The sequence below is a fragment of the Dyadobacter luticola genome, assembly GCF_005860805.1.
In the GTDB taxonomy this organism is placed as follows: Bacteria; Bacteroidota; Bacteroidia; order Cytophagales; family Spirosomataceae; genus Dyadobacter; species Dyadobacter luticola.
Window position 1 is genome coordinate 558,004 of record NZ_VCEJ01000004.1, and the last position, 23,945, is coordinate 581,948.

Here is a 23,945-nt window from a genome sequence, read left to right on the forward strand (position 1 = left end):
ATTTATTTTTAAAAAACTGTACAAAATGGAGGCCTGAATATCATAAGCCGGCGTACATGTAATTGTAACCATCGGCCCCATATCTCGAAAAAGCCTTTGGAACTCTTTACACCTAAACCCAATGATTTGCATGAAACAGAAAATTTTACCAGAAAATGGTACGCGCTTTACAAACTATTGTTGGCGCTTCGGCCTGCTGATTGCCCTGGCGGCCCTGGCAGTACCTGGCCAGGCAGCCGGAATGTTTACGGCCGAAAAAGATAAAAATCTGACAGCCAAAAATGCCGGAAAACCGATGGCGCTGGAAACGGTCAAAGGCAAGGTCACCGACGAAAAAGGGGAGGCGCTTCCCGGTGTGAATGTGTTGGTAAAAGGCAGTCAGCAAGGTACCAGCAGCGATGCGAGTGGCAATTTTACCATCGAGGCGCCGGGGCCGAATGCGGTGCTGGTATTTTCTTTTGTGGGTTACCAGCCGCAGGAAGTGACCGTGGGCAGTAATTCCATGCTGGAAGTAAAGCTTTTGACCGATACCAAATCGCTGGACGAAGTGGTAGTGACGGCTTTGGGTATCAAGAAAGAAGTGAAAGCGGTGGGGTATTCGGTTACGCGGGTCGACGGGAGCGCATTTACCAAAACCCGTGAAACCAACATTGGCAACTCCCTGGCGGGAAAAGTGGCGGGGGTGAATGTTTCGGCAGCGGCGACCGGCCCTGCTGGTTCTAGCCGCATTACGATCCGTGGCAATACTTCGCTTTCGGGCGATAATGCGCCGCTTTTTATCATCAATGGTTTGCCGATGAACAATACCAAATTTGGCAAAACCCAGGGCGATAATCCTGACTGGGGCGATAACATTTCAAGCATTAACCCCGACGATGTGGAAGAAATGACAGTCCTCAAAGGCGCGGCCGCGGCTGCATTGTACGGTTCGCGTGCCAAAAACGGGGCGATCATTATCACGACCAAATCGGGCAAAGGAAATAAAGGGATTGGTATTGAATTCAATTCCAACAATACGATCGAGGTGCCTTATTTTATCTGGCAGCTGCAAAAGGAGTATGGTCAGGGTTACAATGGTGTGAAACCGGCAAGTGTCGGCGTGGCTGCGGCGCATGGGCAAAATCACTGGGGCGCCAAGTATGACGGGCTGCCGACGGTGCAGCTGGATGGCGTGGAGCGGCCTTATTCTTATGTGAAGGATCAGGTGCTGAAAGATTTTTACGGTAATGGACATACGTCGTCCAACAATGTAGCTTTTACCGGCGGCGGCGACAAAGGAAATTTCAGGGTGGCCGTGACGGATATGCGCAACCAGGGGATTATTCCAAATGCGAAAATGCGGCGGGATAATTTCAGTTTGAGCATCAATCAAAATGCGACCAAGAACATTATCATCAGCGCCAATGTGGATTACATCAACGAAAAAGTGGATAACCGCTACGTGCTGGAAACCAATAATGCCAACAGTGCAGGGACCATTTTGTTCGTCAACAGCAACATGCCGACGAGCGCACTGTCTCCCGGCTACGATCCTTTGACATTTAAAGAAAAAGTATTAGGTACCGATCTGGGCGCGACCAATCCTTATTATGCGCTGAATCAAATCAAAAACAACACCCAGAAAGACCGTTTCATTGCCGCGATCAATGCGCGCTGGAACATTACCAACTGGCTTTTTGTGCAGGGAAAAGTAGGGCAGGATATGTTTTCTTATCAGATCAATAAAATTGTCCCCGATGGTACAGGATACCGTCCGAACGGTCAGATCGATCAGATCCAGACCAACTTTTACGAGCGCAATTTTGAAGGTATGATCGGGCTGAACAAAGCGCTGGGCAAGGATTTCAACCTGGTGGTGAATGCGGGTGGTAACTTAATGTCGCAGCACAGTTATGGTACCAGCATCAGCGGCTCGGGCATTATCACGCCGCGGCTGGAAGTGATCAACAATACTTCCGTGCGGAATACGACGACGAGTATCACCGATAATAAGATCAACTCCTTGTTTGGTACTGCGGAACTGGGCTTTAAAAATTACCTCTTCCTGAATGTTACCGGCCGGAATGACTGGTTTTCGACGCTTAGTCCTGAATCGAACAACTATTTTTATCCGTCGGCAAGTTTGAGCTATGTTTTCTCAGATGCTTTCAATCTGCCGAAAGCGATCAGTTTTGGTAAATTCCGCGTTTCTTACGCCTCCGTCGGTGGTGCTACCGATCCTTACCAGCTCAACCTGACTTACGGCGTGCTGCCTTACAGCTACGACGGCAAGCCGCTGGGAACCATTAACCAGGCGATTGTTCCAAATAAAAACCTGCGTCCGCTGAGTGTGAATGAGTTGGAAGCCGGTTTGGATCTCCGTTTGTTCAATAATAAACTAGGTCTTGACTTGGCAGTCTACAATCGCTCGACCAAAAATGACATTACGACGGAAACCGTTTCGTCGACTACCGGCTATAATGGTGCCGTGGTGACCGTCGGAGAATTGCGGAATCGTGGTGTGGAGGCATTGTTTACCGTGAAACCTGTCACAACCAAAAATTTCAACTGGGATGTGTCGCTCAATGTGGCTTATAATAAAAGTAAAATCCTGAAAATCTCGAATTCGACGAATGAGTTTTTGCTCGGAACTTCTACCAAAGTTTTCCTGAAACAGGTGGTGGGTGAAGAGTATTCGCAGATCGTGGGACGGACGATCAAGCGCGATGAAAATGGCCGGGATGTGATGGATGCCAAAGGTTTGCCGATTGTGCCAACAACTGTAAAAGCATTCGGCTCGGGGATTCAGCGGTACACCACGGGGATCACCAACACATTCAGCTACAAGGCATTTACGCTTTCGGCGCAGGTGGATGGGAAATTCGGCGGGCTGATTTATTCCAATACGAATTATAACCTCGAACACCGCGGTATGTCGCCACGATCATTGCTCGGACGTGAAAATGGGGTAGTACTGCCCGGCGTGACCGAAACCGGCGAGGAAAACAAAGTGCTGGTCACCGCCGCGCAGATCAACAACCGGGACATTATCGTACGCCGCCGCGACGCGCTGGACGATTATCTCTACAATGCCAGCTTCATCAAACTTCGCTACGTATCGCTGACGTATAATTTACCCCGTGCATTGTATGAGAAAATCGGCTTTGTCAAAGGCGCGAGCTTGTCTATCGTTGGCAGAAACCTGCAAACCCTCATGAAACATACGCCCGGTATCGATCCGGAAACGAATTTGTCGGCGGGTAATGATCAGGGCATCGAGTCTACGCAGCTGCCTCCGACCAGAAGCTACGGTTTTAATGTGAATTTGAAATTCTAATCAGGAACGGATAAATCTTTTTGAAAATGAAAAAAATACTAAGCCTGATATTCGCAAGCAGCATGGTAATACTGTCCGGCTGCGATGGCGATTTTGAAGAACTAAACAAAGACCCGAATGCGGCGACTGCCGAGGGATTTAACCCGGCGTACCTGTTTACTTCTGCGCAACTTTTTTCCTCGCGGGGTGACGACGGCGCTTCGCTGCATTATACCGAAACATTCGTCCAGCATTTCGCGACGCTGAGCGACGCGGGTACCTTCGATTTTTTTGGGGATAAATATGTGTACAACAAAGGCGGCAGCGAGAGTTTGTGGAAAAATACATTCAATGCGATCAACGGCGGAAGCAAGCTGCTGGAAGATGCGATCCTGCTCTCGAAGGATAAGCCGGAAATGAGCAACCTCTACAACATGGCGCGTATCTGGAAAACGGTGATCTACCACCGGATGACGGATCTGTACGGCGACGTGCCTTATTCGGAGGCGAACCAGGGATACACCGGCACGATTTACAAACCCAAATACGACACGCAGAAGGACATTTATTACAGCATGCTGAGCGAGCTGGAAGATGCTACCGCCAAGCTGGACGCGACCAAAGGACCTGTCGCAGCCGATATTATTTACGGCGGAGATGTGGCAAAATGGAAAAAATTCGGTTACTCGATGATGCTCCGGCTGGGGATGCGGCTGCAGAAAGTAGAACCGCAAACGGCTGAAACGTGGGTGAAAAAGGCATTTGCGGGGGGCGTTTTCACTTCGGTGGACGACAACATGTATGTGCGGTTTCCGGATAAGACGGGTGCGAACCAGTCGCTGGTGAATGGCGAGAGCTGGACATTGTCGGTTTCGGGCGTATCGCCGGGCAAGATCAGCGCGACGATTTTTAATTATATGAAAACCAGAAACGACCCGCGCCTGAAATATATGGTGGCCGTGTATTCCGATCCTGCAAAAGCTTCGACCAAAAATACCGATCCGGCAGTGCAGAAAGGAATGCCGAATGGTTTTAACCTGGTGACGATCAAAAACGATCCGAGCTGGGATAATACCAAAGACCAGCACCAATACTCGGGGATCAACCGCGATGTGTATGCCAAACTGGACGGTCCGAGAATGTGCCTGACGTACGGCGAAGTGCAGTATATGCTCGCCGAGGCGGTAATCCGCGGCTGGATCAGCGGGGATGCCAAAGCCCTTTACGAAAGTGGCGTGGCCGGGGCAATGAAAAACCTGGCAAAATACGATGCGTCGGCGGTGATCACGGACGCGGAAATTGCGGCTTATCTGACTGCAAATCCGTTTTTAGGTGTCGGTGACAAAGAAAAAGCCATTGAACAGATCAACACCCAATATTGGGCGGCCACTTTTATGAATGGACTTGAAGCGTATGCCAATGTGCGCCGCTCGGGCTATCCCAAGCTGATCCCGATCAACTATCCGAGCAATGAAACCGATGGGACTTACCCGCGCAGACTGCGCTACCCGGAAGATGAGCCGGTATTGAACACTGCAAATTACAATGAAGCGGTGGCACGGCAGGGGACGGACAATTTCAAGACGAGGGTTTGGTGGGATAAACAGTAATGAAAAAGCATGAAAGATATCGAATCAAAGGAAATCGCGCCGGAAGTAACCCGGCGCGATTTTATAAAAACCGCGGGTGCGGGCTTGTTTGCCGCGCCTTACATTGCTTCGGGCTGGGCCCAAACGCCGCCGAGCGATATGGTGCGGCACGCCGTGATCGGTACCGGCGGCATGGGCCGGAACCACACCAAGAACTTCGGTAACATGAAGGGTTGCAGCCTCGTAGCAATCTGCGATGTAGATCCCGCCCAGCTTGGAAAAGCATTTAAGGATGTTCCGAATGCAGATAAGATCCAGAAATTCTCGGACTTCCGGGAGTTGCTCAAAGACAAATCCATCGACTCGGTTTCTATCGCCGCGCCCGATCACTGGCATACGCCCATGGCCCTGTGGGCGATGATGGCGGGAAAGCATGTATATGTGGAAAAACCTTGCGCGCACAACATTAAAGAAGTCAATTTGCTCGTGAAAGCTTCCAAATCATTCAACAAATGTGTGCAGCACGGCACCCAGCGGCGGAGCAACGGGGCACATATCGAGGGCATGAAGCAGCTGCGGAATGGCATTATCGGAAAGGTACATACCATCAAAGCGATTGACCATCAGTACCGTGAATCGATAGGAAAAGCCGTAGCCGAGGCGCCGCCGGCGGGTGTGGATTACGATATGTGGCTCGGTGCCGCGCCGAAAGTGCCTTTTACCAAAAACCGCTGGCATTATAACTGGCGGTGGTTTTGGGATTATGGAAATGGCGATGCGGCCAATGATGGCGTGCACCAGATCGACGTGGCGGTGTGGGCGCTGGGCGATAGGTATCCCAAGCGGGTCATATCGTCAGGAGCACAATATTTTTACAAAGACGACCACGAAACGCCGGACACGCAGACGACGATTTTCGAGTACGACGACACGCAGATCATCTGGGAAATGCGCCTCTGGACGGATTACACGCTGGAAGGCCACGACAATGGCAATGTGGCGTACGGGACGGAAGGAAAGATGGAATTTGACCGCGCCGGGGTGATTGTCACAAAAGGCAAGGAGCAGATCAAAATCGAAGCCCCGGAAGCGGTGGAGGCGATTATGCCCAATTTCATCACGGCGGTGCGCGAAAACAATCCTGCGAAACTCAACTCGCCGATCGAAAAAGGCGCGATTGCTACCAATATGGCTTTGCTGGCGAACATTACCACCCGGCTCGGCGCGCCGTCGCTGCAATATGATCCTGTAAAAGAGGAAATTAAATGTCCCGGCATGGACAAGCAGGCCAATGCAATGCTCAGCCGGACGTACCGGAAAGGCTATGAACTTCCCTGGAAAGGCTAGTTCGCATTATTTTATCAAGAGACTTAAACCTAGGTTATGACAAGAAATTCAATCTTTTTGAAATACATTAAAACCTACATTATCTGCTGCGTTATCGCGCTTTCACTGGCTGCGCCTGCATTTTCGCAAAACGTAAAAAAAGAAGATGCTGCCGGAGCGGCTGTAACATTCGAGCAGAAGCCGGGCACGTTGAACATACTGATCGGCGGCCAGCCTTTTGCGAGCTATGTGTATGAAGATGAGAAAATTACGCGACCATACTTTGCGCATGTGAAGTCGCCCTGCGGTATTCAGGTTACCCGCAACTACCCGCCGCAGGAGGGTGATCCCAAAGATCATGCGACATTCCATCCGGGTATCTGGGTGAGTTTTGGCGATATCAATGGTCATGATTACTGGCGGCTGAAAGCGAAAGTGGAGCACGAAATGTTTGTGGAACAACCCAAAGGCGGGCCGGGAAAAGGGACATTTGTGGTGCGCAATTATTACATGAGTACCGATGGAAAAGACCGGGTTTTGGCTGAACTGGTAAAATACACGATCCTGGTGCGTCCGGCGGGAACATTGCTTTTGGTGAACAGTACTTTCTCGTCCGATTCCGGTGATATTACATTTGGCGATCAGGAAGAAATGGGACTCGGCGTGCGGGTCAATACCAAATTCAGCGTGCAGTACGGAAAAGGCCACATTACCAATGCCGAGGGTTTGAAAGACGGCGAAGGTACCTGGGGCAAAGCTTCAAAATGGGTCGATTACAGCGGGCCGGTGGATAACCAGTACGTCGGCGTGGCGATCATGCCCGATCCCAAAAACTTCCGCCCAAGCTGGTTCCACACCCGCGATTATGGTTTGATGGCGGCGAATGCATTCGGCCGGGAAGCCATGAAAAAAGGCGAGAAAAGCGCCGAGGTAATCAAAAAAGGCCAGGAATTTCACCTGGGCTACGGCGTCCTCATTTATTGCAAACCTGATGCAGGCAAGGTCAACATTGAAAATGCTTATCAAGATTATTTGAAAACGATTTCCAAATAACTCCTATGAAAGGTTACTTTTTGCAGGTGTATTATCCATCTGGTTTTTGTTAAAACCGGCATGCAGTTTCTCGCAAAAACAAAAGGGGAGATGTGAAGGGAGCTTCGCTGGTGCGGTGGAGTTTGTGAGAGGTGAATTACAAAAAATAGACGATGTAAATTTGTTAACCGGAAGGAAGAGGTTGATATTAGACGCTGCAAGAAAAAGCGGTTGAAAATATGAGATTTCACAGAGCGCTATGAATTACAAAATCGCACTACTTCCATTTGACATTGACCTTGAAACCAAGCCGGTGCTAAAAAAAGTCGCGGCTGCACGTGCGGCTTTGGCTGAGCTGAAAGGTGCGGTTGCGAGCATTCCCAATGAAGCGATTTTGATCAGTACATTATCTCTGCAGGAAGCGAAGGACATGAAGCGAGCTTCCGGCCATTTACAGCCAGGATTTGCTAAACAATATCTTTCAGCATCCATATACCAAAATTGACTTCGTTATGTCAGATCTGGCCGTATCCCGAATCACGGCCACCCGCTATCTGGACGAACTTTCGAAAATTGGTATACTTCACAAGCAGAAATTCGGTAGAGACAACTATTACATTAATGTGGCCTTATATGATCATCTGGGTAATGTGAATGTGAGGTAACCGGATATGTATAGAAAAGTGGCATTTTCTATACATATCCGAAAAACATATATAGTAAAGTGCTGTTTTCTATACATGTTTGAGAAACGTGTATAATTCATGTTGCTGTTTTTAAGGCTGCTCGACTTTGTAGAATAAAAAAGGGACTGTCACTGACAATCCCTTAAATTCAAGCTTTGCCCGCCATCTTCTGGAATCCCTCTACAAGTAAATTCACATCAAATAGCGCCGACTTTTCGGCCGCATCAAACGGAACATCCGAATGATAAAGCGCCAGATCGTGCACCATTTTGAGCGAATGCGCCAGCTCTTTAAAGCCCTGGCATTCCAGAAGATACCAGAATTCAGCCCGGGAATCTGTTAGTGGGGTGTTGGTTGACTTTAATTCTTTCCGTATAATTCGTATTGCGGTCGGCAGCAGGTTGCGAATCTGCTAAGTTTTTGCGGATAATTTGAGCCCTACGCTTTGCCGGTCGTTATAATCGAGAGCGTGTCTTTCATCTGATTATATGAATACCCCTTTGTAAAAAACGAAAACTGACTTTCGCCGAACGAGTGGCTGGGGATCATGGACTTTTCGGAGGTGGTCAGGAAAACGAACTGGGGATTTCCGTTCACGAAGAAGTTCTTTTTCAAAAGTTCGTCGAGCAGTTCAAAACCGTTCATGACCGGCATGTTCAGGTCGCTGATCACGAACGAGGGTGGCTCGGATTGATTTTGCAGGTATACCAGCGCATCTTGTCCGTTCCGGAAAAGCTGCACCTTATCGAGCATGTTTAATTCTTCAAAAGCTGTTTTGAGCAAGAAAATATCGTCGTCGTCGTCCTCTACCAATACTATATGCTTATTTTCTTTCATGGCTCAATGTTCTGATAGTTTTATATTAGGAAGATAAATCGTGAAAACTGAGCCTTTTGAAACCTTACTTCTGGCGATAAGTTGCCCTCGGTGCATCTCTGCGATCCGTTTGCAAATAGCCAGTCCGATGCCTGTGCCTTTATATTGATCCTGTGAGTGCAGGCGCTGGAACATTTCGAAAATCCGCTCAAGGAATCTTTCGTCAAATCCTATGCCATTGTCTGTGACGCTGATGCTGGTCCAGGCCCAATTTGGGTCCAGGTTAACACCTTTTAGCTCCGATAACCGCACCTGCTGCGCAGAAATGACGATTTCGGGCCGAATATCTTTTTCAACAAATTTTATTGCGTTGCCTATCAGGTTCTGAAAAAGCAGGGCCAGCAGTTGTTTGTTTCCCATAAAGGTCAGGTCGTTGTCGAGCCGCACTTCCGCACCTGAGTCGGCAATCTGCGCTTCCAGTTGCTCCCTGGCCTGCTGCACGATCTGGGTCAGCTGCACCGGTTCTATTTCAATGTGCCGGTCGATGGAAATTTTGGAGTAATCGAGCAAGTCGCGGATGACGGCCACCATTCTTTCCGAGCCGGTTTTGATCCTTTTCAAAATTCCTGCGCCGTCCGCAGGCAATGAATCGTGGTATTTACTGAGCAGCATATCCGAAAAAACCACCATTTTCCGGGCAGGTTCCTGCAAATCGTGGGATGCCACGTAGGCAAATTTGGCGAGTTCCTGATTGCTCCGGTTCAGATTGGCTACGGTAAGATCGAGTTCTTTTTGCCGTGTTTCAAGCGCGAGGCGGATATGTCTCAGTTCCTCATTGTCCCGCAATGTTTCTTCTACCAGCTTCTGGGCGTGAATGTTTACCAGAAATCCTGACCAGTCCACTTGCCCTGTCAAAGGGTTTTCGATCGGGTTCATGGAAAGTAAATGCCAGCGGTTTTCGTCCAGGGATTGTTTCAGGGATATTTCCAGGGAGAATGCTTCCCCGGTTTTCATTTTTTCCAAAATCCGGCTGATCGAAATCCCCGACTGCCGGTCGGCCAGCCAGGTGAGCCAATTGAGCTGCTCAAACGCGCGGGTTCCGGCAAAATGCATGAAACCTTCGTTGGCAAACAACATTTGACCGTCGCTTCTGACCGTAAACATCATCAGCGGCAGGGAGTCGGTGAGTACCTGGTATTTTTTCTCGCTCTCGCCCAGGCGGTTGGCCATTTCCTGCAACTGGTCGTTGAGGCGCTTGGCTTCCTCGTAGGGCGTCACGGCAGGAAGTTCTTCAAAGAGCTTTTGTCCGTTGGCAATCAGTTCCTTACTGAGCCGGACGGTCGTGGGCATTTCGCAGATCAGCGTGATTGCATCGTCTTCCACCGTAAAACCGTGCACGAGCTTGCGCGCATATACCAGGTTTGGGTTTTGAATGTTGATGCTGGTGACGCGCGGGTCGGTAATGCGGGCGTAGACGCAGCTGCGGCCTGTTTTTGATTTCAAAACTCCTAGATACATGCAGGGACGGGATTCTTTGTCGAGCATCAGCCTGCACACTTCTGATACGGCCGTGGCAAAACTCGTTTGTTGTATAATCCCGATACCGCCGTAATCCGCTACCTGCATGGAGCGTTTGTGGGCCAGCATCAGGTCAAGATCATTAGAGAGGGTCAGCTTTGTGAGTATGTACATGCTTTCTAAACTTTTACGATCACCACCGCGGTATCATCCGTATGTCGCGCAAAATCCTTGTAAATCACGGCAGCAAGTATCGACTGGTCGCATCGAAAAGCGCCGGCATGTTTGGAAAGGTCCCACCGCGATGAAACCCCGTCCGAACAAAGCGTCAAATGTCGGCCCGGTTCCGAAAGTACCGTCTGGGATTCGAGCTGCCGGGGCACATTCACGCCAACTATCCCATTGTACGGCAGGTACGATTTGGAAGAAATCGCATCCTGTAACCGGGTCGAAATGTTGCCTACGCCGCAAATTTGCCAGGTCTTTTTCAACAAATCATATACCGCCACCGTCGCTACCAGGCCACGTGTGCTTTTTACCTGCTGATGCACGTCCATGAGGATCTGGTGGGGTGTGTTATACACGCTTTTCTGAAATGCGTGAATGGCTTTTTGAGAAGCGTCGTGCGCCAGCGAGCCGTGGCCCAGCCCGTCGGCCAGCATGACCTTGATGAAGTTGGGATTGGCTTTCCAGCCATAGCCGTCGCCGCAATAGGTTTCGCCTGGCTTCGGGATCACGATCGGGAAAATTCCCAGGCGCGCGGTTTTTTCCTGCACATGGTTGTTGTCAAAAAGGCGGGTCAGCAAAATGGTACCCCAGCCGGGTACTGAGTAAATCTGCAACTGGTCCGACAACCGGCGGACCGCGCCGAGGCCTTGTCCCAGCGTACCTTTGGTCGAGACCCCGTCTTCCATCATTTTCAACGGATCGGCCATGCCGGGACCGTTATCAATGCTGAGGATTTCGATACCTCCGCCCGGCGAGTCGCTCATATAGCGGACAATGATCTCGCCGCCCCCGGCGTGTCTCAAAAGGTTGGTCCCGATCTCGCTCACCACGATTTCCATCTCGGCTATCCTTTTAGCTGAAAACCCGGCCATCAGGGCCAGTCGGGACGCATCTTTTTTTATAATGGGTAAAAAACTCCTATCCTTGAGATCGAAGGCCAACTGCTTGGCACTATCCATTTTTCCACTTGATGATTTTGACAATGGTGCCCTTTCCGACCACGCTATCGATGAAAAATTCGCTGGCGAGCCGCTTTGCCCCGGGAAGGCCCATTCCCATGCTCTTACCTGTGGTAAAACCATCCTGCATGGCCTTTGTAATATCTGCTATACCAGGGCCTTTATCCTGAAAAACAACTGAAATCCCGGGTTCTCTGCCACGTGATACGACTTCGAGCAGCACACTTCCGCCACCACCGTAAATAAGCATGTTACGTGCAAGTTCGCTGACCGCGGTGATCAGCTTGGTCTGGTTTACGATGCCCATACCAATTCTGACCGCAAAGTCTTTGACCCTGTTGCGGCAGATAATCAAGTCCCTTTCCTGCTGAATGATAATTGTTTCCCTGTTATTCGTCGTCATTGTCCCGGTCATTGCCCGTTTCTTCCGGCATTCTTGCTTCCAGCAATGCCATACCACGTTCCACATTCAGTGCGGTATAAACGCCGGACAGCGGAAGACCAAGTTCTATGAGGGTGATCGCCACGGCGGGCTGCATGCCCACCACGACCGTTTCGGCATCGAGAATGCTGGACATGGCCGCAATGTTCCCGATGATTTTGCCCATAAATGAATCGACGATGGATAGGGCAGAAATGTCTATTAATACACCTTTGGCGCCTGTTTTGTGCACCATCATTACCAGGTCCTCTTCCAATGCGAGCGCAAGCCTGTCGTACAAGTCGACCTGAATGGTAACCAGCAAGAATTTACCCATTTTAAGGATAGGTATTCTTTCCATATGCTTTCCGACTTATATTAAAGGTTAGACTTTTCTTTGGCTACGCGCCTCACTTCCAGTTGAAGTGCTGCAAAAGCGTATTTCAGCGCACTGGCCAAGGTAGCTTTGGTGACCATCTTGGAAAGATCTATGCCAAGGTGGACGACCGTCTGCGCGATTTCCGGGCGGATACCGCTGATGATACAGTCGGCGCCGAGGAGGCGTATAGCGCTCACAGTTTTGATCAAATGCTGCGCCACCAGGGAATCCACCGCCGGAACGCCGGAGATATCGAGGATCGCAATGCTGCTTTCATTATCCACAATGCCCTGCAACAGATTTTCCATCACTACCTGCGTGCGGGCGCTGTCCAGCGTACCGATGATCGGCATCGCAATGATCCCGTCCCACACCTTGATCACCGGCGTAGAAAGCTCGGCCATTTCGTCGGACTGGCTCAGGATCACTTCCTCGCGTCCCCTGATGAACGTTTCGAAGCTGGTGATACCTATGTTGTCAATGAATTTGCTCACTTCGAGCGTGGTGGTGTAAAGCTCGCGGTTGTCGCTGATGGTTTCGCCCAATACTTTCAGGAGGGCATCTTTGAGCGAAAAAATGTAAACGGCAGTTTCTCTGGGGCTGAATCCCTGTTTGGCGCGGGATACGGTCAGGCCGCCGATGTAGTCAAATAAAGGTTCAAGGTCCGAGGAATAAAGGTCGTTAATGTTTTGGGAGGTAATGGTTTGTAAAAGAATATCCAGAAGCTCCGCAGATTGCGTTTTCAAATCGTCGGTACTATTGAAATTACCACCGAAATCTTCCGCCAATTCGCGCTGGGCAATCCAGTTTTCCAAAATAATGTTCCTTTTGCTTTGGAGGTCTGCAATGATATTGCTTGTCATGTTAGTTAGTATAATTGGATAGTGTTCCAAGGTAAAAATTAAGCGCGATAATTTTTCTGGCGCATCGAAAATTCCGGACAGGTGCTGTACGAAACATGCGTCGGCGAGCAGCTATAAAAAAAATCCTGATGTCGCTTTTCTTCAATACCCGGCGTGGCGGCTGGGCTACCTTTGTATTGTTCTTAGAAATGAGGCAAACACAATCAAATTTTCAAAACAATTCAAACATCATTAGTCATGAAAAGTATTATTCTCGTAGGTGCGGTAGCGGCGGTTTTGGCTGGTTACAAACAATTTAACAGTGAATCGTCGGCATTTCAGGTAGATAAGGCCGCTTCCAAAATCGAGTGGTACGGTGCCACGCCGGACCATTCCCATATTGGTTCTTTCGACGTCACAGGCGGCATCGATCTGTCGTCGGAGGGTAGGGTAAAAGGCGGCGAATTTACAATTCCCGTCGCGTCGATTGTGGATTACGATCTGCCCGATCCGGTGCGGCAAACATTGTTGGAGGATTTGAAAAGTGCGAACTTCTTCAACATGGTCAAGTATCCTGAGACGAAATTCAAGATCACCAAAGTAGGTGCGTACGGTGGCGTCGATACCAGCTACGTAGCCGACGCCAACTATCTTTTAACCGGCGATTTTACCATGCTCGGCCAGACACATTCCATCACATTCCCGGCGCATATCCGCACGGTCAATGATAGCCTGGTAACCGATGCAAAATTCAATCTCGACCGTACGAAGTGGGGTATGAAAATGTACAGCGACCCGAAACAGAAACTGTATATCTACCCAAACGTGAAGATTTCCCTGCACGTAAAAGCAGCAAAAACGGCAAAGGGAGAGACTGCCAAACTTTAACATTGACCAATTTGTAACATATTTTTTAAATCTTTTTAAACTTAAATAGCCATGAAAAATAGAACTATTATCAACCCCTGGACCTGGCAGGACCAGCTCGGGTACGCCCAGGCCGTAGAAATTCGGCACGGCACGCACACCCTGTACTGCGCCGGACAAGCCGCGATGACCGCCGAAGGTATGCCCATCGACGCTGATATGGGCGGACAAATCAAACTTTGTTTTGACAACCTGGAAGAAGTGCTCACCGAGGCGGGCTATGCGATGCGCAACATTGTGCGGCTGAATTTTTACACCACTTCTATCGAACAATTTTTTGCCTCGTACGGAGAAGTGATCGAGCGGATGCAAGCCACAGGCTGCCTGGCTTCCAGCACATTAACCGAAGTAAAGGCGCTCGCTTTTCCGCAGCTGGCAGTTGAGATCGAGGCGACGGCAGTGCGATAAATAATTGAGTGAACGGTAAAGAATTTGATAGTACGCTCCTGCTGGTCGTACTATCTTTATAAATCGATTTTTGAACAACCAGGTGTAGACCCGCAATGAAAACGAGTTATCAGGAATTTCAACCTTCTCCGGCGCTCCAACCTTTCGTGGAATGTTACTGGCTGCATCATTTCGAGGCAAATGGTATGCAGGAATCGCCGGTGCAGCGTTGCCTGCCTTTCGGTGCTTTGGAGCTGATCATGCACCTGGACGATAACTGCGCGCATGTGCTCAGGGATGGTATCTGGCAGAAATTGCCGCAGGCGTTTTTCGTCGGATTATACCGGGATACCGTGCATTGGAAAGCGGTAGGTACGGGTCGGAAATTCGGGGTGCGGCTGAAACCGGAGGCGCTGATCCAGTTGTTCAAAATTCCGGCAGGTGCAATGTTCAATCAGTTTACGGATGTGGATTCCATATTTGGAGGTGTGCTTAACCGTCTGATGGACAGCGTCTATGGGATCACGGAAATGTCAGAGGTGATTGCGGAAGTGGAGAAATTTTTGACTGCGCGTTTCCGGAACCTGACCAGCGAGCGGAACTATCTGATCGAGGCGACGCGGATTATCCGGCAGGCGAAAGGAAATGTTTCCATCGAAGCATTGAGCGAAAGTCTATCGATCAGTAAGCGGCAGTTGGAGCGTGGCTTCAAAGATTCCTATGGTACTTCTCCGAAGCTCTACCAGCGCATAATCCGCTTCCGGAATGCTTATGAATCTTTTCAGCAAACTTCGGCCGTGCCCAACTGGCTGGATGTTTCCTACAACTTCGGCTACGCGGACCAGGCGCATTTTATCCGCGATTTCAAAGAGTTTTCCGACGATGTTCCGACGCTGGTGTATCAGGATAGCAACCAACATTTCCGCGTGCCGGTCAGAGGACTTGCCCGCGCCTGATTCGATCATTTTTCGGTTTTATATCAAAGCTGACCTGTACCACCAGGTCAGCTTTTTCTTTTTAAGGCATTATTTCTGGCTCGAAAATCCCTGTTTTTACCTTTCGATAATTACAAAATACCGTCAGATAATCGCGGCTCCTTTTTGAACTTTTCCTGTTGTTGTTTTGAAAGCTGAATGTAGAGAGACAGATAATTAATACCCAAAGCTTTTATTTTAAAGGGATTAATCGTCTTATCGCTAACATTCAGATTTTTTAAAATTATAACAAAACCAATTTATTCTAAAAGTCATGAAAAGTATTTTTCAGAGTGTCGCATTACTTACTATTTCCGTTTTTCTTTTTAACTGTAGTAACACAAACGAACCGGTACCATCGGCTAATTCTCAAACTGCCGCGGTTGTAAATTCCGACGAACTATCTAATGCCAAGATGGGCGTTAACATGGTGCCTATTAAGCAAGAAGTGTTTCGCCTCGTGCAAACGCTGACGATGCCGCAGGGAAAAGGTTTCAACCTGACAAGCCCATTTGCTATCACTTCCGAAAGTGGCGGCGACATTGGCTGGGGCGCTTACGGATGCTACGCAGCATTGAAACCGGTGAAGGTATCTTTCAGCAATCTTAAAATCGTGGATATCGCTTCGGTTACACCCACTCTTTTGAGCACGCTGCCATTCAACCAGTCGCCGATCGCAAATGCACCCGCAGGCTCGGCATTCTGGACCAATTACATGCCGGTGAAAACGGTTATCGCATGTAAAACTGCCGCCGGAAAGTATTACCTGATCGAAGTTTTGGGGGATAACCCGTTGAAAGTGAACATCTATCACCCGGTCAGACCGCTATAATTTTGCGCACAAGCAATATTGGAAATTGCTAAACATCAAAAACCGCTGGGAGCATCTCTCAGCGGTTTTTTGTTTTTATATCACAGCTTATTGTTTCCAAAGACTCATTGTTTAATTACTGCCAGCCGGAATTGACCCTGGATGGGTGCACTAAGAAACTCGGCGCCAGGGCATCTGTCTCCTGCTAATCTGAAATAGGTCCCCGTCAGCGAACCCTTGATGTAATATGTACCGCCCACTTCATCAAAACCAGTGATGGTTACACCTCCGCCTGAAATCATGGGCTTCCGTGCCATGCACGGCGTATTTACAGAGATGTAACCATTGTGCGTCAAATAGGAAACTGCAAACTCGCCCCAGGCACCACCTGCCATGATGCCCTGTTTGTAAGGGTAGAAGCCTAGCAATGCCTCCGGATCTGCTGATTGTAAAATAATGTTTAAGGATTGTGTAAAAGATTCATCTGTGCCGGTCATAATGACCTGCCCGTTTTTCAAAATGCAATTCGTTTGTGTCCAGTTGAACGGCTGGCCGTCAAATGTGCCATAGAAATAGTCGCCGCCGATCAGGATCCTTTTTCTTAGGAAAACTTTTTTAGGCGAATTTTTGAATGTGATTTCCAATTCAACAGTGATTGGATTCTGCGGAGGGGTTTTGCCTGGGGCGGTGTAAGTGGCCAGTGCACCCTTCTTGAAGGTAACCGTACCATTCGCACTACCACCAACAACCGACCATTTCGCGTCCTTAAAGGTTAATGATTTGCTGGGATCCTGATCCAATGGTACGATCAGTAGTGCTTCATTCAGCAGAAGGTCGGCAGATTGATTAAGTTCCAATGCCTGCGACCCTTCGATACCCGCACCTTCAATTTGTTCGAGTTCGTAGGCGCTCCAATCGCTGAAATGTGGCATAGCGACGGAAATGAGCCGGTTAAGTGTATCGACTTCGATGTTGGCGGCCCGCTGCCAGCGCCTATCAGCCTGTTGAAAGCCGACGCCCAGCATTTGTGCATCGTTAACGGCCACACTATCGGCATTGTACTGAAAAACCAGCTTTGCATCTTTGGCAAACTGCGTACCGTCGGGTGAAAAGCGATAAGCGAGGCCCAGGCCGTTTGGCGACTGGTTTGAAATGGGCTGGATGGTAATGTTGGTGGTGCTGGTCAGGGCTCCTGCCGGAATGGTTAATGTTACCAATCCGTCGCTGGAACTGATCTCGCCGCCTTCCGGACCGATGGACTTGCTACTGGCAACTCCCTGCGGCTGCCCGATTTCGGTGACTGTGGCACTGGTTGAGGGCTGGGGCTCGGGGGACGAATCCTCGTCTTTTTGTGAACAGGCTGCCAGGCAAGCTATTGCCCATGCAATGCTGAAAATTGATTTACGGAAGTTATTTTTCATGGCTACGGTTTTTTTAAACTACCTGCAAATGTAGGGCGGCTAAAAAACCGGGTATTGAAGAAATGCGACAAGCTGGATTTTTAAGGAATATTCACTTGGAGATTATCAAATCGGCATCAGCGATTCAAAAAATAGTCCTTAAAAGCATCAATTTCAGCCTTTTCAGTTTCGAGGTACTTCTCAAATATCTTGTCACCAACCTGGGATTTTAATGCTGAAATGCCGACATCAATAAGCCGTAAACCCTGATCTGTAAGGAGAATGTTGTCGTAGTATAAGCCGCCGATACCTGAGGGCCTGCGGAGATCGCGGTGTACGAAACCTGCTGCGTGAAGTTGTTTGAGTTCATCTTCAAAGACATCCAGCCACAATTCGCGCACGCCGACTTCGTAAGCCCGGAAATCCATCGGTTTCAGACGTTCCATCACCAGCATTTCAGCCTGAATCTCTTCGTGAAAATCCAGCCTTATAAATTTCACGACGAGCCCGTTTACATTGTTTGCGAATTTCATTTTCTCCGCTTCCGAGCCAATGTCCGAGCGGGTGTCTTCCAGGAAAAGCTTGGCGACTTCCTTTTCGGAAAGTGCGATGACCGCATTATTTGCTCCCGAAGAAAGTCGATTGGCGTATTTCATGGATTTGATTTTTGAAAAACTAAACTAATGATTAATTCCATAGTGGACATTTCAAGCTTGGCATTCCGTGCCCGGCATGAAAATTGACATCTCAATGCCAAACTTCATTAACATGGCAGAAAAGAAAAAACAAGGCAAGAAAAAGAACAAACTGGGCGTCAAAAATTCGCTGGTCAACAACATTAATGCGCGGAAAAAGAAAAATATCTCCCGCTCGAAATCTAAAAAAACAGTTGATAAAAAGTCGTACTCCAAAATGAAAAAGAACTGGGGACACAAGAAGAAAAAACAGCGCGGCGGCAAAAAGAAAGAATAAGCCAGCTTACGAAACCACATTGACCGGGTTTCCGTAAATGAAACCCTCCATGTTATCTGCGACCATCCGCAGCAACCGTTTTCTTGCCTCGAATGTCGCCCAGGCCACATGCGGGGTAATGATGCAATTAGGAGCAGATAGCAGCGGGTTATCTGCTTTCGGCGGCTCCACCGACAGTACATCCAGCCCGGCACCAGCGATGGTGCCGTTTTTTAATGCTTCCGCCAAATCATTTTCCTGGATCAGCGGGCCGCGGCCGGTATTGAGCAGGAAAGCGCTGAGTTTCATCATGGATAAGGTCATTCTGTTGACGATCTCGCGGGTATCGTCTGTGAGCGGGCAATGCAGGCTGAGGACGTCGCTTTGGGTGAAAATTTCATCCAGGCTTACCATTTCCACGCCCTCGGTTTCGACCGGATTTTTGCGGTAGGCAATCACTTTCATCCCGAATGCCCGCGCGATGGCCGCCACCTGCGAGCCGATATCACCCAATCCGATCAACCCCATTGTTTTTCCCGCTAATTCGATCAGCGGTGTTTTCCAATAACAAAAATCCTTCGAAGCCGCCCACTCGCCAGCAAAAACGCTCTGGCTGTGCAGCTCGGCGTGGTTTACCAGCGAAAGCAGCAGGGCAAATGTCTGCTGCGCCACCGACGCCGGCCCATAAGCCTTCACATTCGTGACAATAATGTTGTGCTTCCTGGCCGCTGCAATGTCAATGTTATTATACCCCGTCGCCATCACGCCAATGTATTTCAATTTCGGCAATTGGCTCAAAGTGGCTTCCGAAAGGACAACTTTATTCACCAAAACGATTTCCGAATCCACCGCCCGCTCAACAATTTCATCCGTTTTGGACCTGTCATAAATGTTTACTTCGCCCAAGTTAATGATCGGCGCCCAGTCGAGGTCGCCGGGATTGAGGGTATAGCCGTCGAGGATTGTAATGTTCATTTTGATTTAATTTAAATGTTTTCCCATCCTATGACGGTGTATTGCGTCCGCTGCTGATTTTCCTTCCCGCCGTAAATAAGCGTCTTTTTGCCTACCTTACCTGCCGCAACTTCACTGAAATAATTCATTCCCCTGAATTGTTCCGACATAATTGTCTGCGTTGATTTAATCTCGAAAATGTCAAATACATTTCCATTTTGGGTTAGCAAATCGACCTCATGCCCATTAGAATCGCGCCAGAACCAGTATTCGTTGTGAAGATACTGATGCTCATTCTTTTTCAAGATTTCGGCAATGATCAGGTTTTCAAAAATATTCCCTTTTAAAGGGTTTTCGGCCAGCACTTTCTTATTTCGAATACCAAGAATGTGGCATAAGAGGCCTGTATCGTAGAAAAATATTTTGGGTGTTTTAACAATCCGCTTGTTGAAGTTCTGATAGAAAGGTTGAAGTTGGAAAGTAATGTAGCTGCTTTCCAAAATCGAAAGCCACGCCTTCGCAGTGGGCTGGGAAATGCCGCAATCGTTCGCAAGAGAATTTAAGTTCAAAAGTTGTCCGATTCTTCCAGCACACAACCCTAAAAAATTACGAAACTGTCGGGTGTCACGGATGTTGGCAAGTTCGGTAACATCTCTCTGGACATAGGTCTGCAGGTAATTGGCATAGAAAACAGTAGGATCAATGTTGCGGTCGTAAATCGCGGGGTAAAATCCTTTCAAACAGGCTTCCGGGAAATTGTCGGCCAGCAAATTTCCTGATTTCATTTCGTCAAAGTCAAAGGGCAGCAACCTGAAAATCGCAACGCGGCCAGCTAAGCTTTGCGTAATGTTGGTCATCAACTGGAAATTCTGTGAGCCGGACAAGATAAACTGACCCATTTTCCGGGATTTATCAACGATTGTTTGAATGTAGGAAAACAGCACAGGTGCCTGCTGGGCTTCGTCGAAAATCACATATTCCTGATACCGGTTCAGGAAACCTTGCGGATCATCATTTGCAAAGGCGCGGTTGTCGGGATCTTCGAGCGAGACGTATTCATAATCGGCAAATAAGGTTTTCAAAAGCGTAGTTTTTCCGGACTGTCTTGGACCAGTGACAGCGATGACCGGATACTTATCTTTCTGCGCCCGGATTGCGTCTTTAATATCCCGCTCTAAAAAATTCATAGTTGGCTGATTATGAACACAAAGTTAGTAGTTACTTTGAAATTGCATAACTTCTATTTTGAAATTGCATAGAGCCTACTTTGAAATTACATAGCTTTCACTTTGAAATTGCATAGAATCCATTTTGAAATTGCATAAAAAATCCTTCCCAAATTGGCTCCGGGCAGGATTTTTTGAAATGTTTGGAAACGGTGTCTTTTCTAGTTCTTCGGCGTCGTGCTGACTTTTCCGGCGCCCTGGCCTTCCTGCTGCATTGGGTTCAATGTTTTTCTGCTTTGATCCTGCTTGAAGATCTGGAAACGGGTTGGTTTTGAGACGCGCGGGAAAGAGTTGTTTTCCGTATCAATGTCGGCGATTTGCTGGTATGGGTCGAGCGTCCACTGCACGACTTTTTTCTTGGTGGTGATCACCTTATTGATGGTCTGATCATTGAAACGCCAGATTTCAGCAGGGTACACTGCCACAGAATCCGTACCGTCTTCAAAACCCATTTTCACGATCACCGGCATCGGAAGGCCGCCTTTGTTTTTGATGGAAATGGTGTAGAAGTTCTGGTTATCCTGCATCAGCTGACGCTCGTTTTCGGATAATGTAGCCAGGTACTGCTCGTATTTTTGCTTATCGGCTTCGGTTACTTTGAAAGGATCATAGCGGTTGTAAAAATCCGCCATCGTAGAATCCTGCGCCACAACAGTTTGGCCTTTTGTTTTGGCGTCCTGGATTTTGCTCATGGTATTGAGCTTTTCGGCGGCTGCTTTTCTGGCAATTTCCTTTTCAATTGCTGGATTTTGGGTGTTAATGCTAAACCAGTCAACACTTACCAGATCCTGGTCCACAGGCTCAGTACCGTAAAACCAGCCCTTCCAGAACCAGTCTAGGTCTACGCCCGAAGCATCTTCCATGGTGCGGAAAAAGTCGGCCGGGGTAGGGCTTTTGAAACGCCATCTTGTTGCATATTCTTTAAATGCATGATCAAAAAGCTCGCGGCCCATGACGGTTTCGCGCAGAATATTTAGCGCGGTCGCTGGTTTGGCGTACGCATTGGGCCCGAGTCCGATGACATTCTCGGCCGATGCCATGATCGGCGTCAAAACGGATTTGTCGGAAGACATATATTCCGTAATCTGGTTAGGCTCGCCGCGGCGGGTCGGGAAGTTGTAATCCCACTCTTTTTCAGCCAGGTACTGGCAGAATGTGTTCAAACCTTCATCCATCCACGCCCACTGACGCTCGTCGGAATTGACGATCATCGGGAAAAAGTTGTGGCCCACTTCGTGAATGATTACTCCGATCATGCCATATTTGGTAGCTTCACTATAAGTACCGTCTTCCTCGGGTCGACCACCATTAAAGCTGATCATCGGATATTCCATACCGCCGCCGGACACACCGTGGCAGGAAATGGCTACCGGATAAGGATATTCAAATGTGCGGGCACCGTATGATTTCAATGTGTGGGCCACTGCGCGGGTCGAGTACTGTTCCCACAGCGGGTTGCCTTCTTTGGGATAAATTGACATACACCAGATCTTGCGGCCGCTTTTGTAAACATCGGTTTGCATGGCATCCCAGATGAATTTCCGGCTGCTGGCAAATGCGAAGTCGCGTACATTATCTGCTTTATAAATCCATGTTTTCTTGCCTGGCGTTTTGTTTTCGCGCTTTTCTGCTTTTTCAGCTTCGGCCTGGGTGACGATCAAAACCGGTGTTTTGGAAGTTTCAGCTTGCTTTAAACGCTGTTTTTGGGTTGAGGTCAAAACCTGTGCAAAGTTCTGACATTCGCCGCTGGCTGCTACCACGTGGTCGGCTGGTACGGTGATGGCAACTTTATAGTTTCCGAAGATCAATGCGAATTCTCCCTGACCTAAAAACTGCTTGTGGTTCCAGCCATTTACGTCATCATAAGGTGCCAGGCGTGGAAACCAATGTGCGATGAAGTAGTTGGCATTACCATCTTTCGGGAAATATTCGTAGCCGCTGCGGCCGTAGTATTCGGTAATGTTGTAGGCCCAGTCTACCGAAAACACAACATTGGTAGCAGGTTTCAATGTCACCGGGAGATCGATGCGCATCATGGTACCATTGATCGTGAAAGGCAATGCTTTGCCGGTTTTATCTTTCACGGATTTGATCTCATAGCCATATTCTTTACCCGCTTCCAATTTAGATCCGCGACCAGTATTCAATGCGGCGAGCTGCGTGGTGCTCATGCCTTTGTCGCTGATGCTTCCGGTGCGGGACAATGCGCCGATGCCGTCTTTTTTAAATAAATTCTGATCCAACTGCATCCAGATGTATTTCAGATCATCCGGAGAATTGTTGTAAAAGGTAATGGTTTCCGAGCCCATAATGCGGCGGTTATCGTCGTCGAGTTCGGCTTTGATGTCGTAGTCAGCGCGCTGCTGCCAGTACTCGCGGCCCGGCGCGCCTGAGGCTGCGCGGGTAGAGTTGGGGGTGGGCAGGATGGTGCCCATCTGCTCAAAGCGATCGTTATACTGATAATTTGCTGATGCGGGCAATTGCTGGGCCATGGAAGCCGCGGCGACCAGCAAAAGCAGAAGTGGAAGAATTGCTTTTTTCATATTTAGGTTTGTCATTGAGATTGTATGCTTTGTTAGTTTTCCGCCATGCCCGTCATCGATCTGAAAAGCGCATTATTTAAAATAAGCGACAGCGCCATTCCCACAATAATTCCGGAGAGAATGTTAATCCAGCTCATGCGTTGAATTTTCACGATTTCGATCAGCACAAATGCGATCGAGAGAACGATAAATACAATGATCAGCTGCCCGAGTTCGAGACCAATGTTAAATCCCAGCAGCGGGTTCACAATGTCGGCTTCGTTGCCCAGCAACGCGCGGAGGTAGTTGGAGAAACCGAGTCCGTGAATCAACCCGAAAAACAGCGCGAGCGGGTAGCGGCTTTTGGAGGATGGTTCTATTTGGGAAAAAGAGCTTTTTGGGATTTTATAAAAAAAATTAAGACAAGCTGTAATCACAATCGTGATCGGGATCAGAAATTCGACCCACTCGGGCTTGATACTGACCAGGCCCAAAGTAGCAAGCGCAAGCGTGATCGAATGTCCTATCGTAAAGGCTGTCACGAGGATAACCACCTTTTTCCAGTCGATCAATGTATAAATGGTACAAAGCGCCATGATGAACAAAATATGGTCGTAACCATTGGAATCGGTAATGTGATCGAAACCTAGTTGTAGATAAGCCTGAAACTCGGACATTCAAAATTTGGGTAAGCAGTCCGAC

The 23,945-nt window shown here is 48.6% G+C and carries 23 protein-coding genes; 11 read left to right on the top strand and 12 right to left on the bottom strand.

The features are described 5' to 3' along the window. The first annotated feature begins 130 nt into the window (after positions 1-130). From FEN17_RS13085 to FEN17_RS13110, 6 genes are all read left to right on the top strand, one after another. Complete coding sequence (locus FEN17_RS13085) at positions 131-3,316, top strand: SusC/RagA family TonB-linked outer membrane protein (RefSeq protein WP_171037924.1); 3,186 nt, start codon at positions 131-133, stop codon at positions 3,314-3,316. Positions 3,317-3,342: 26 nt separating this feature from the next. Continuing rightward, positions 3,343-4,905 carry a SusD/RagB family nutrient-binding outer membrane lipoprotein gene (locus tag FEN17_RS13090; protein WP_138365798.1) on the top strand — a complete coding sequence of 521 codons (1,563 nt, stop codon included), beginning with the start codon at positions 3,343-3,345 and terminating at the stop codon, positions 4,903-4,905. 9 nt (positions 4,906-4,914) lie between these two features. Next, positions 4,915-6,231 carry a Gfo/Idh/MocA family protein gene (locus tag FEN17_RS13095; protein WP_138365799.1) on the top strand — a complete coding sequence of 439 codons (1,317 nt, stop codon included), beginning with the start codon at positions 4,915-4,917 and terminating at the stop codon, positions 6,229-6,231. A gap of 36 nt (positions 6,232-6,267) precedes the next feature. After that, a complete protein-coding gene (locus FEN17_RS13100) occupies positions 6,268-7,263 on the top strand; it encodes a DUF6807 domain-containing protein (protein ID WP_138365800.1) in 996 nt (331 codons plus the stop codon). Positions 7,264-7,501: 238 nt separating this feature from the next. Then, positions 7,502-7,747, top strand: coding sequence for a Fic/DOC family N-terminal domain-containing protein (locus tag FEN17_RS13105; protein WP_138365801.1), 246 nt, complete (start codon positions 7,502-7,504; stop codon positions 7,745-7,747). Then, positions 7,707-7,907, top strand: a complete 201-nt coding sequence (locus FEN17_RS13110; RefSeq protein WP_374756670.1) for a hypothetical protein — start codon at positions 7,707-7,709, stop codon at positions 7,905-7,907. Before FEN17_RS13105 ends, FEN17_RS13110 begins: the two co-directional genes overlap by 41 nt. A 459-nt stretch (positions 7,908-8,366) precedes the next feature. Here the strand turns inward: FEN17_RS13110 and FEN17_RS13115 are convergent, their stop codons facing one another. The 6 genes from FEN17_RS13115 to FEN17_RS13140 form a co-directional block, all read right to left on the bottom strand. Next, the gene (locus FEN17_RS13115; RefSeq protein WP_138365802.1) at positions 8,367-8,765 is read right to left on the bottom strand and encodes a response regulator; all 399 of its coding nucleotides are present in this window, start codon (positions 8,763-8,765) and stop codon (positions 8,367-8,369) included. Between the two features lie 3 nt (positions 8,766-8,768). Further along, positions 8,769-10,436, bottom strand: coding sequence for a PAS domain-containing sensor histidine kinase (locus FEN17_RS13120; protein WP_138365803.1), 1,668 nt, complete (start codon positions 10,434-10,436; stop codon positions 8,769-8,771). A 5-nt stretch (positions 10,437-10,441) separates the two neighbouring features. Beyond that, positions 10,442-11,362: an ATP-binding SpoIIE family protein phosphatase gene (locus FEN17_RS13125; RefSeq protein ID WP_205748158.1), complete on the bottom strand. Its 921-nt coding sequence runs from the start codon at positions 11,360-11,362 to the stop codon at positions 10,442-10,444. Positions 11,363-11,441: 79 nt separating this feature from the next. Beyond that, the gene (locus FEN17_RS13130; RefSeq protein WP_138365805.1) at positions 11,442-11,852 is read right to left on the bottom strand and encodes an anti-sigma regulatory factor; all 411 of its coding nucleotides are present in this window, start codon (positions 11,850-11,852) and stop codon (positions 11,442-11,444) included. Further along, positions 11,839-12,231: an STAS domain-containing protein gene (locus FEN17_RS13135; RefSeq protein ID WP_138365806.1), complete on the bottom strand. Its 393-nt coding sequence runs from the start codon at positions 12,229-12,231 to the stop codon at positions 11,839-11,841. The genes FEN17_RS13130 and FEN17_RS13135 overlap by 14 nt, the downstream gene beginning before the upstream one ends. 17 nt (positions 12,232-12,248) lie before the next feature. Further along, positions 12,249-13,112, bottom strand: coding sequence for an STAS domain-containing protein (locus FEN17_RS13140; RefSeq protein ID WP_138365807.1), 864 nt, complete (start codon positions 13,110-13,112; stop codon positions 12,249-12,251). A 237-nt stretch (positions 13,113-13,349) separates the two neighbouring features. On the opposite strand from FEN17_RS13140, the gene FEN17_RS13145 reads away from it, so the two are divergent. The 4 genes from FEN17_RS13145 (at position 13,350) to FEN17_RS13160 (ending at position 16,211) form a co-directional block, all read left to right on the top strand. Beyond that, positions 13,350-13,979 carry a YceI family protein gene (locus tag FEN17_RS13145; protein ID WP_138365808.1) on the top strand — a complete coding sequence of 210 codons (630 nt, stop codon included), beginning with the start codon at positions 13,350-13,352 and terminating at the stop codon, positions 13,977-13,979. Between the two features lie 51 nt (positions 13,980-14,030). Then, positions 14,031-14,426, top strand: a complete 396-nt coding sequence (locus tag FEN17_RS13150) for a RidA family protein (RefSeq protein ID WP_138365809.1) — start codon at positions 14,031-14,033, stop codon at positions 14,424-14,426. 95 nt (positions 14,427-14,521) lie between these two features. After that, a complete protein-coding gene (locus tag FEN17_RS13155) occupies positions 14,522-15,361 on the top strand; it encodes a helix-turn-helix domain-containing protein (RefSeq protein WP_138365810.1) in 840 nt (279 codons plus the stop codon). A gap of 292 nt (positions 15,362-15,653) precedes the next feature. After that, complete coding sequence (locus tag FEN17_RS13160; protein ID WP_138365811.1) at positions 15,654-16,211, top strand: hypothetical protein; 558 nt, start codon at positions 15,654-15,656, stop codon at positions 16,209-16,211. 104 nt (positions 16,212-16,315) lie between these two features. On the opposite strand, the gene FEN17_RS13165 is transcribed toward FEN17_RS13160, so the two are convergent. Together FEN17_RS13165 and FEN17_RS13170 are read right to left on the bottom strand one after the other, a co-directional pair. Continuing rightward, positions 16,316-17,611: a hypothetical protein gene (locus FEN17_RS13165; RefSeq protein WP_138365812.1), complete on the bottom strand. Its 1,296-nt coding sequence runs from the start codon at positions 17,609-17,611 to the stop codon at positions 16,316-16,318. 116 nt (positions 17,612-17,727) lie between these two features. Further along, positions 17,728-18,246 (bottom strand): protein kinase family protein, encoded by a 519-nt coding sequence (locus FEN17_RS13170; protein ID WP_138365813.1) that lies wholly within the window; start codon positions 18,244-18,246, stop codon positions 17,728-17,730. Positions 18,247-18,358: 112 nt separating this feature from the next. Here FEN17_RS13170 and FEN17_RS13175 point away from each other — a divergent pair, with 112 nt between their 5' ends. Continuing rightward, a complete protein-coding gene (locus FEN17_RS13175) occupies positions 18,359-18,562 on the top strand; it encodes a hypothetical protein (protein WP_138365814.1) in 204 nt (67 codons plus the stop codon). Between the two features lie 6 nt (positions 18,563-18,568). On the opposite strand, the gene FEN17_RS13180 is transcribed toward FEN17_RS13175, so the two are convergent. From FEN17_RS13180 to FEN17_RS13195, 4 genes are all read right to left on the bottom strand, one after another. Next, positions 18,569-19,516, bottom strand: a complete 948-nt coding sequence (locus FEN17_RS13180; protein WP_138365815.1) for a D-2-hydroxyacid dehydrogenase — start codon at positions 19,514-19,516, stop codon at positions 18,569-18,571. 11 nt (positions 19,517-19,527) lie between these two features. Continuing rightward, positions 19,528-20,682: an ATP-binding protein gene (locus tag FEN17_RS13185; protein ID WP_138365816.1), complete on the bottom strand. Its 1,155-nt coding sequence runs from the start codon at positions 20,680-20,682 to the stop codon at positions 19,528-19,530. Positions 20,683-20,882: 200 nt separating this feature from the next. Then, positions 20,883-23,264: a M1 family metallopeptidase gene (locus FEN17_RS13190; RefSeq protein WP_138365817.1), complete on the bottom strand. Its 2,382-nt coding sequence runs from the start codon at positions 23,262-23,264 to the stop codon at positions 20,883-20,885. A 32-nt stretch (positions 23,265-23,296) separates the two neighbouring features. Further along, positions 23,297-23,920, bottom strand: coding sequence for a HupE/UreJ family protein (locus FEN17_RS13195; protein WP_138365818.1), 624 nt, complete (start codon positions 23,918-23,920; stop codon positions 23,297-23,299). Between the last annotated feature and the right edge of the window lie 25 nt (positions 23,921-23,945).

Bases quoted from the DNA above. Each gene is read 5' to 3' on its own strand.
- FEN17_RS13165 (WP_138365812.1), bottom strand. From the start codon at position 17,611: ATGAAAAATAACTTCCGTAAATCAATTTTCAGCATTGCATGGGCAATA.
- FEN17_RS13125 (WP_205748158.1), bottom strand. From the start codon at position 11,362: ATGGCCGGGTTTTCAGCTAAAAGGATAGCCGAGATGGAAATCGTGGTG.
- FEN17_RS13190 (WP_138365817.1), bottom strand. From the start codon at position 23,264: ATGAAAAAAGCAATTCTTCCACTTCTGCTTTTGCTGGTCGCCGCGGCT.
- FEN17_RS13135 (WP_138365806.1), bottom strand. From the start codon at position 12,231: ATGGAAAGAATACCTATCCTTAAAATGGGTAAATTCTTGCTGGTTACC.
- FEN17_RS13145 (WP_138365808.1), top strand. From the start codon at position 13,350: ATGAAAAGTATTATTCTCGTAGGTGCGGTAGCGGCGGTTTTGGCTGGT.
- FEN17_RS13090 (WP_138365798.1), top strand. From the start codon at position 3,343: ATGAAAAAAATACTAAGCCTGATATTCGCAAGCAGCATGGTAATACTG.
- FEN17_RS13100 (WP_138365800.1), top strand. From the start codon at position 6,268: ATGACAAGAAATTCAATCTTTTTGAAATACATTAAAACCTACATTATC.
- FEN17_RS13140 (WP_138365807.1), bottom strand. From the start codon at position 13,112: ATGACAAGCAATATCATTGCAGACCTCCAAAGCAAAAGGAACATTATT.
- FEN17_RS13155 (WP_138365810.1), top strand. From the start codon at position 14,522: ATGAAAACGAGTTATCAGGAATTTCAACCTTCTCCGGCGCTCCAACCT.
- FEN17_RS13120 (WP_138365803.1), bottom strand. From the start codon at position 10,436: ATGTACATACTCACAAAGCTGACCCTCTCTAATGATCTTGACCTGATG.
- FEN17_RS13115 (WP_138365802.1), bottom strand. From the start codon at position 8,765: ATGAAAGAAAATAAGCATATAGTATTGGTAGAGGACGACGACGACGAT.
- FEN17_RS13160 (WP_138365811.1), top strand. From the start codon at position 15,654: ATGAAAAGTATTTTTCAGAGTGTCGCATTACTTACTATTTCCGTTTTT.
- FEN17_RS13085 (WP_171037924.1), top strand. From the start codon at position 131: ATGAAACAGAAAATTTTACCAGAAAATGGTACGCGCTTTACAAACTAT.
- FEN17_RS13105 (WP_138365801.1), top strand. From the start codon at position 7,502: ATGAATTACAAAATCGCACTACTTCCATTTGACATTGACCTTGAAACC.
- FEN17_RS13180 (WP_138365815.1), bottom strand. From the start codon at position 19,516: ATGAACATTACAATCCTCGACGGCTATACCCTCAATCCCGGCGACCTC.
- FEN17_RS13095 (WP_138365799.1), top strand. From the start codon at position 4,915: ATGAAAGATATCGAATCAAAGGAAATCGCGCCGGAAGTAACCCGGCGC.
- FEN17_RS13195 (WP_138365818.1), bottom strand. From the start codon at position 23,920: ATGTCCGAGTTTCAGGCTTATCTACAACTAGGTTTCGATCACATTACC.
- FEN17_RS13130 (WP_138365805.1), bottom strand. From the start codon at position 11,852: ATGACGACGAATAACAGGGAAACAATTATCATTCAGCAGGAAAGGGAC.
- FEN17_RS13150 (WP_138365809.1), top strand. From the start codon at position 14,031: ATGAAAAATAGAACTATTATCAACCCCTGGACCTGGCAGGACCAGCTC.
- FEN17_RS13185 (WP_138365816.1), bottom strand. From the start codon at position 20,682: ATGAATTTTTTAGAGCGGGATATTAAAGACGCAATCCGGGCGCAGAAA.
- FEN17_RS13170 (WP_138365813.1), bottom strand. From the start codon at position 18,246: ATGAAATACGCCAATCGACTTTCTTCGGGAGCAAATAATGCGGTCATC.
- FEN17_RS13175 (WP_138365814.1), top strand. From the start codon at position 18,359: ATGGCAGAAAAGAAAAAACAAGGCAAGAAAAAGAACAAACTGGGCGTC.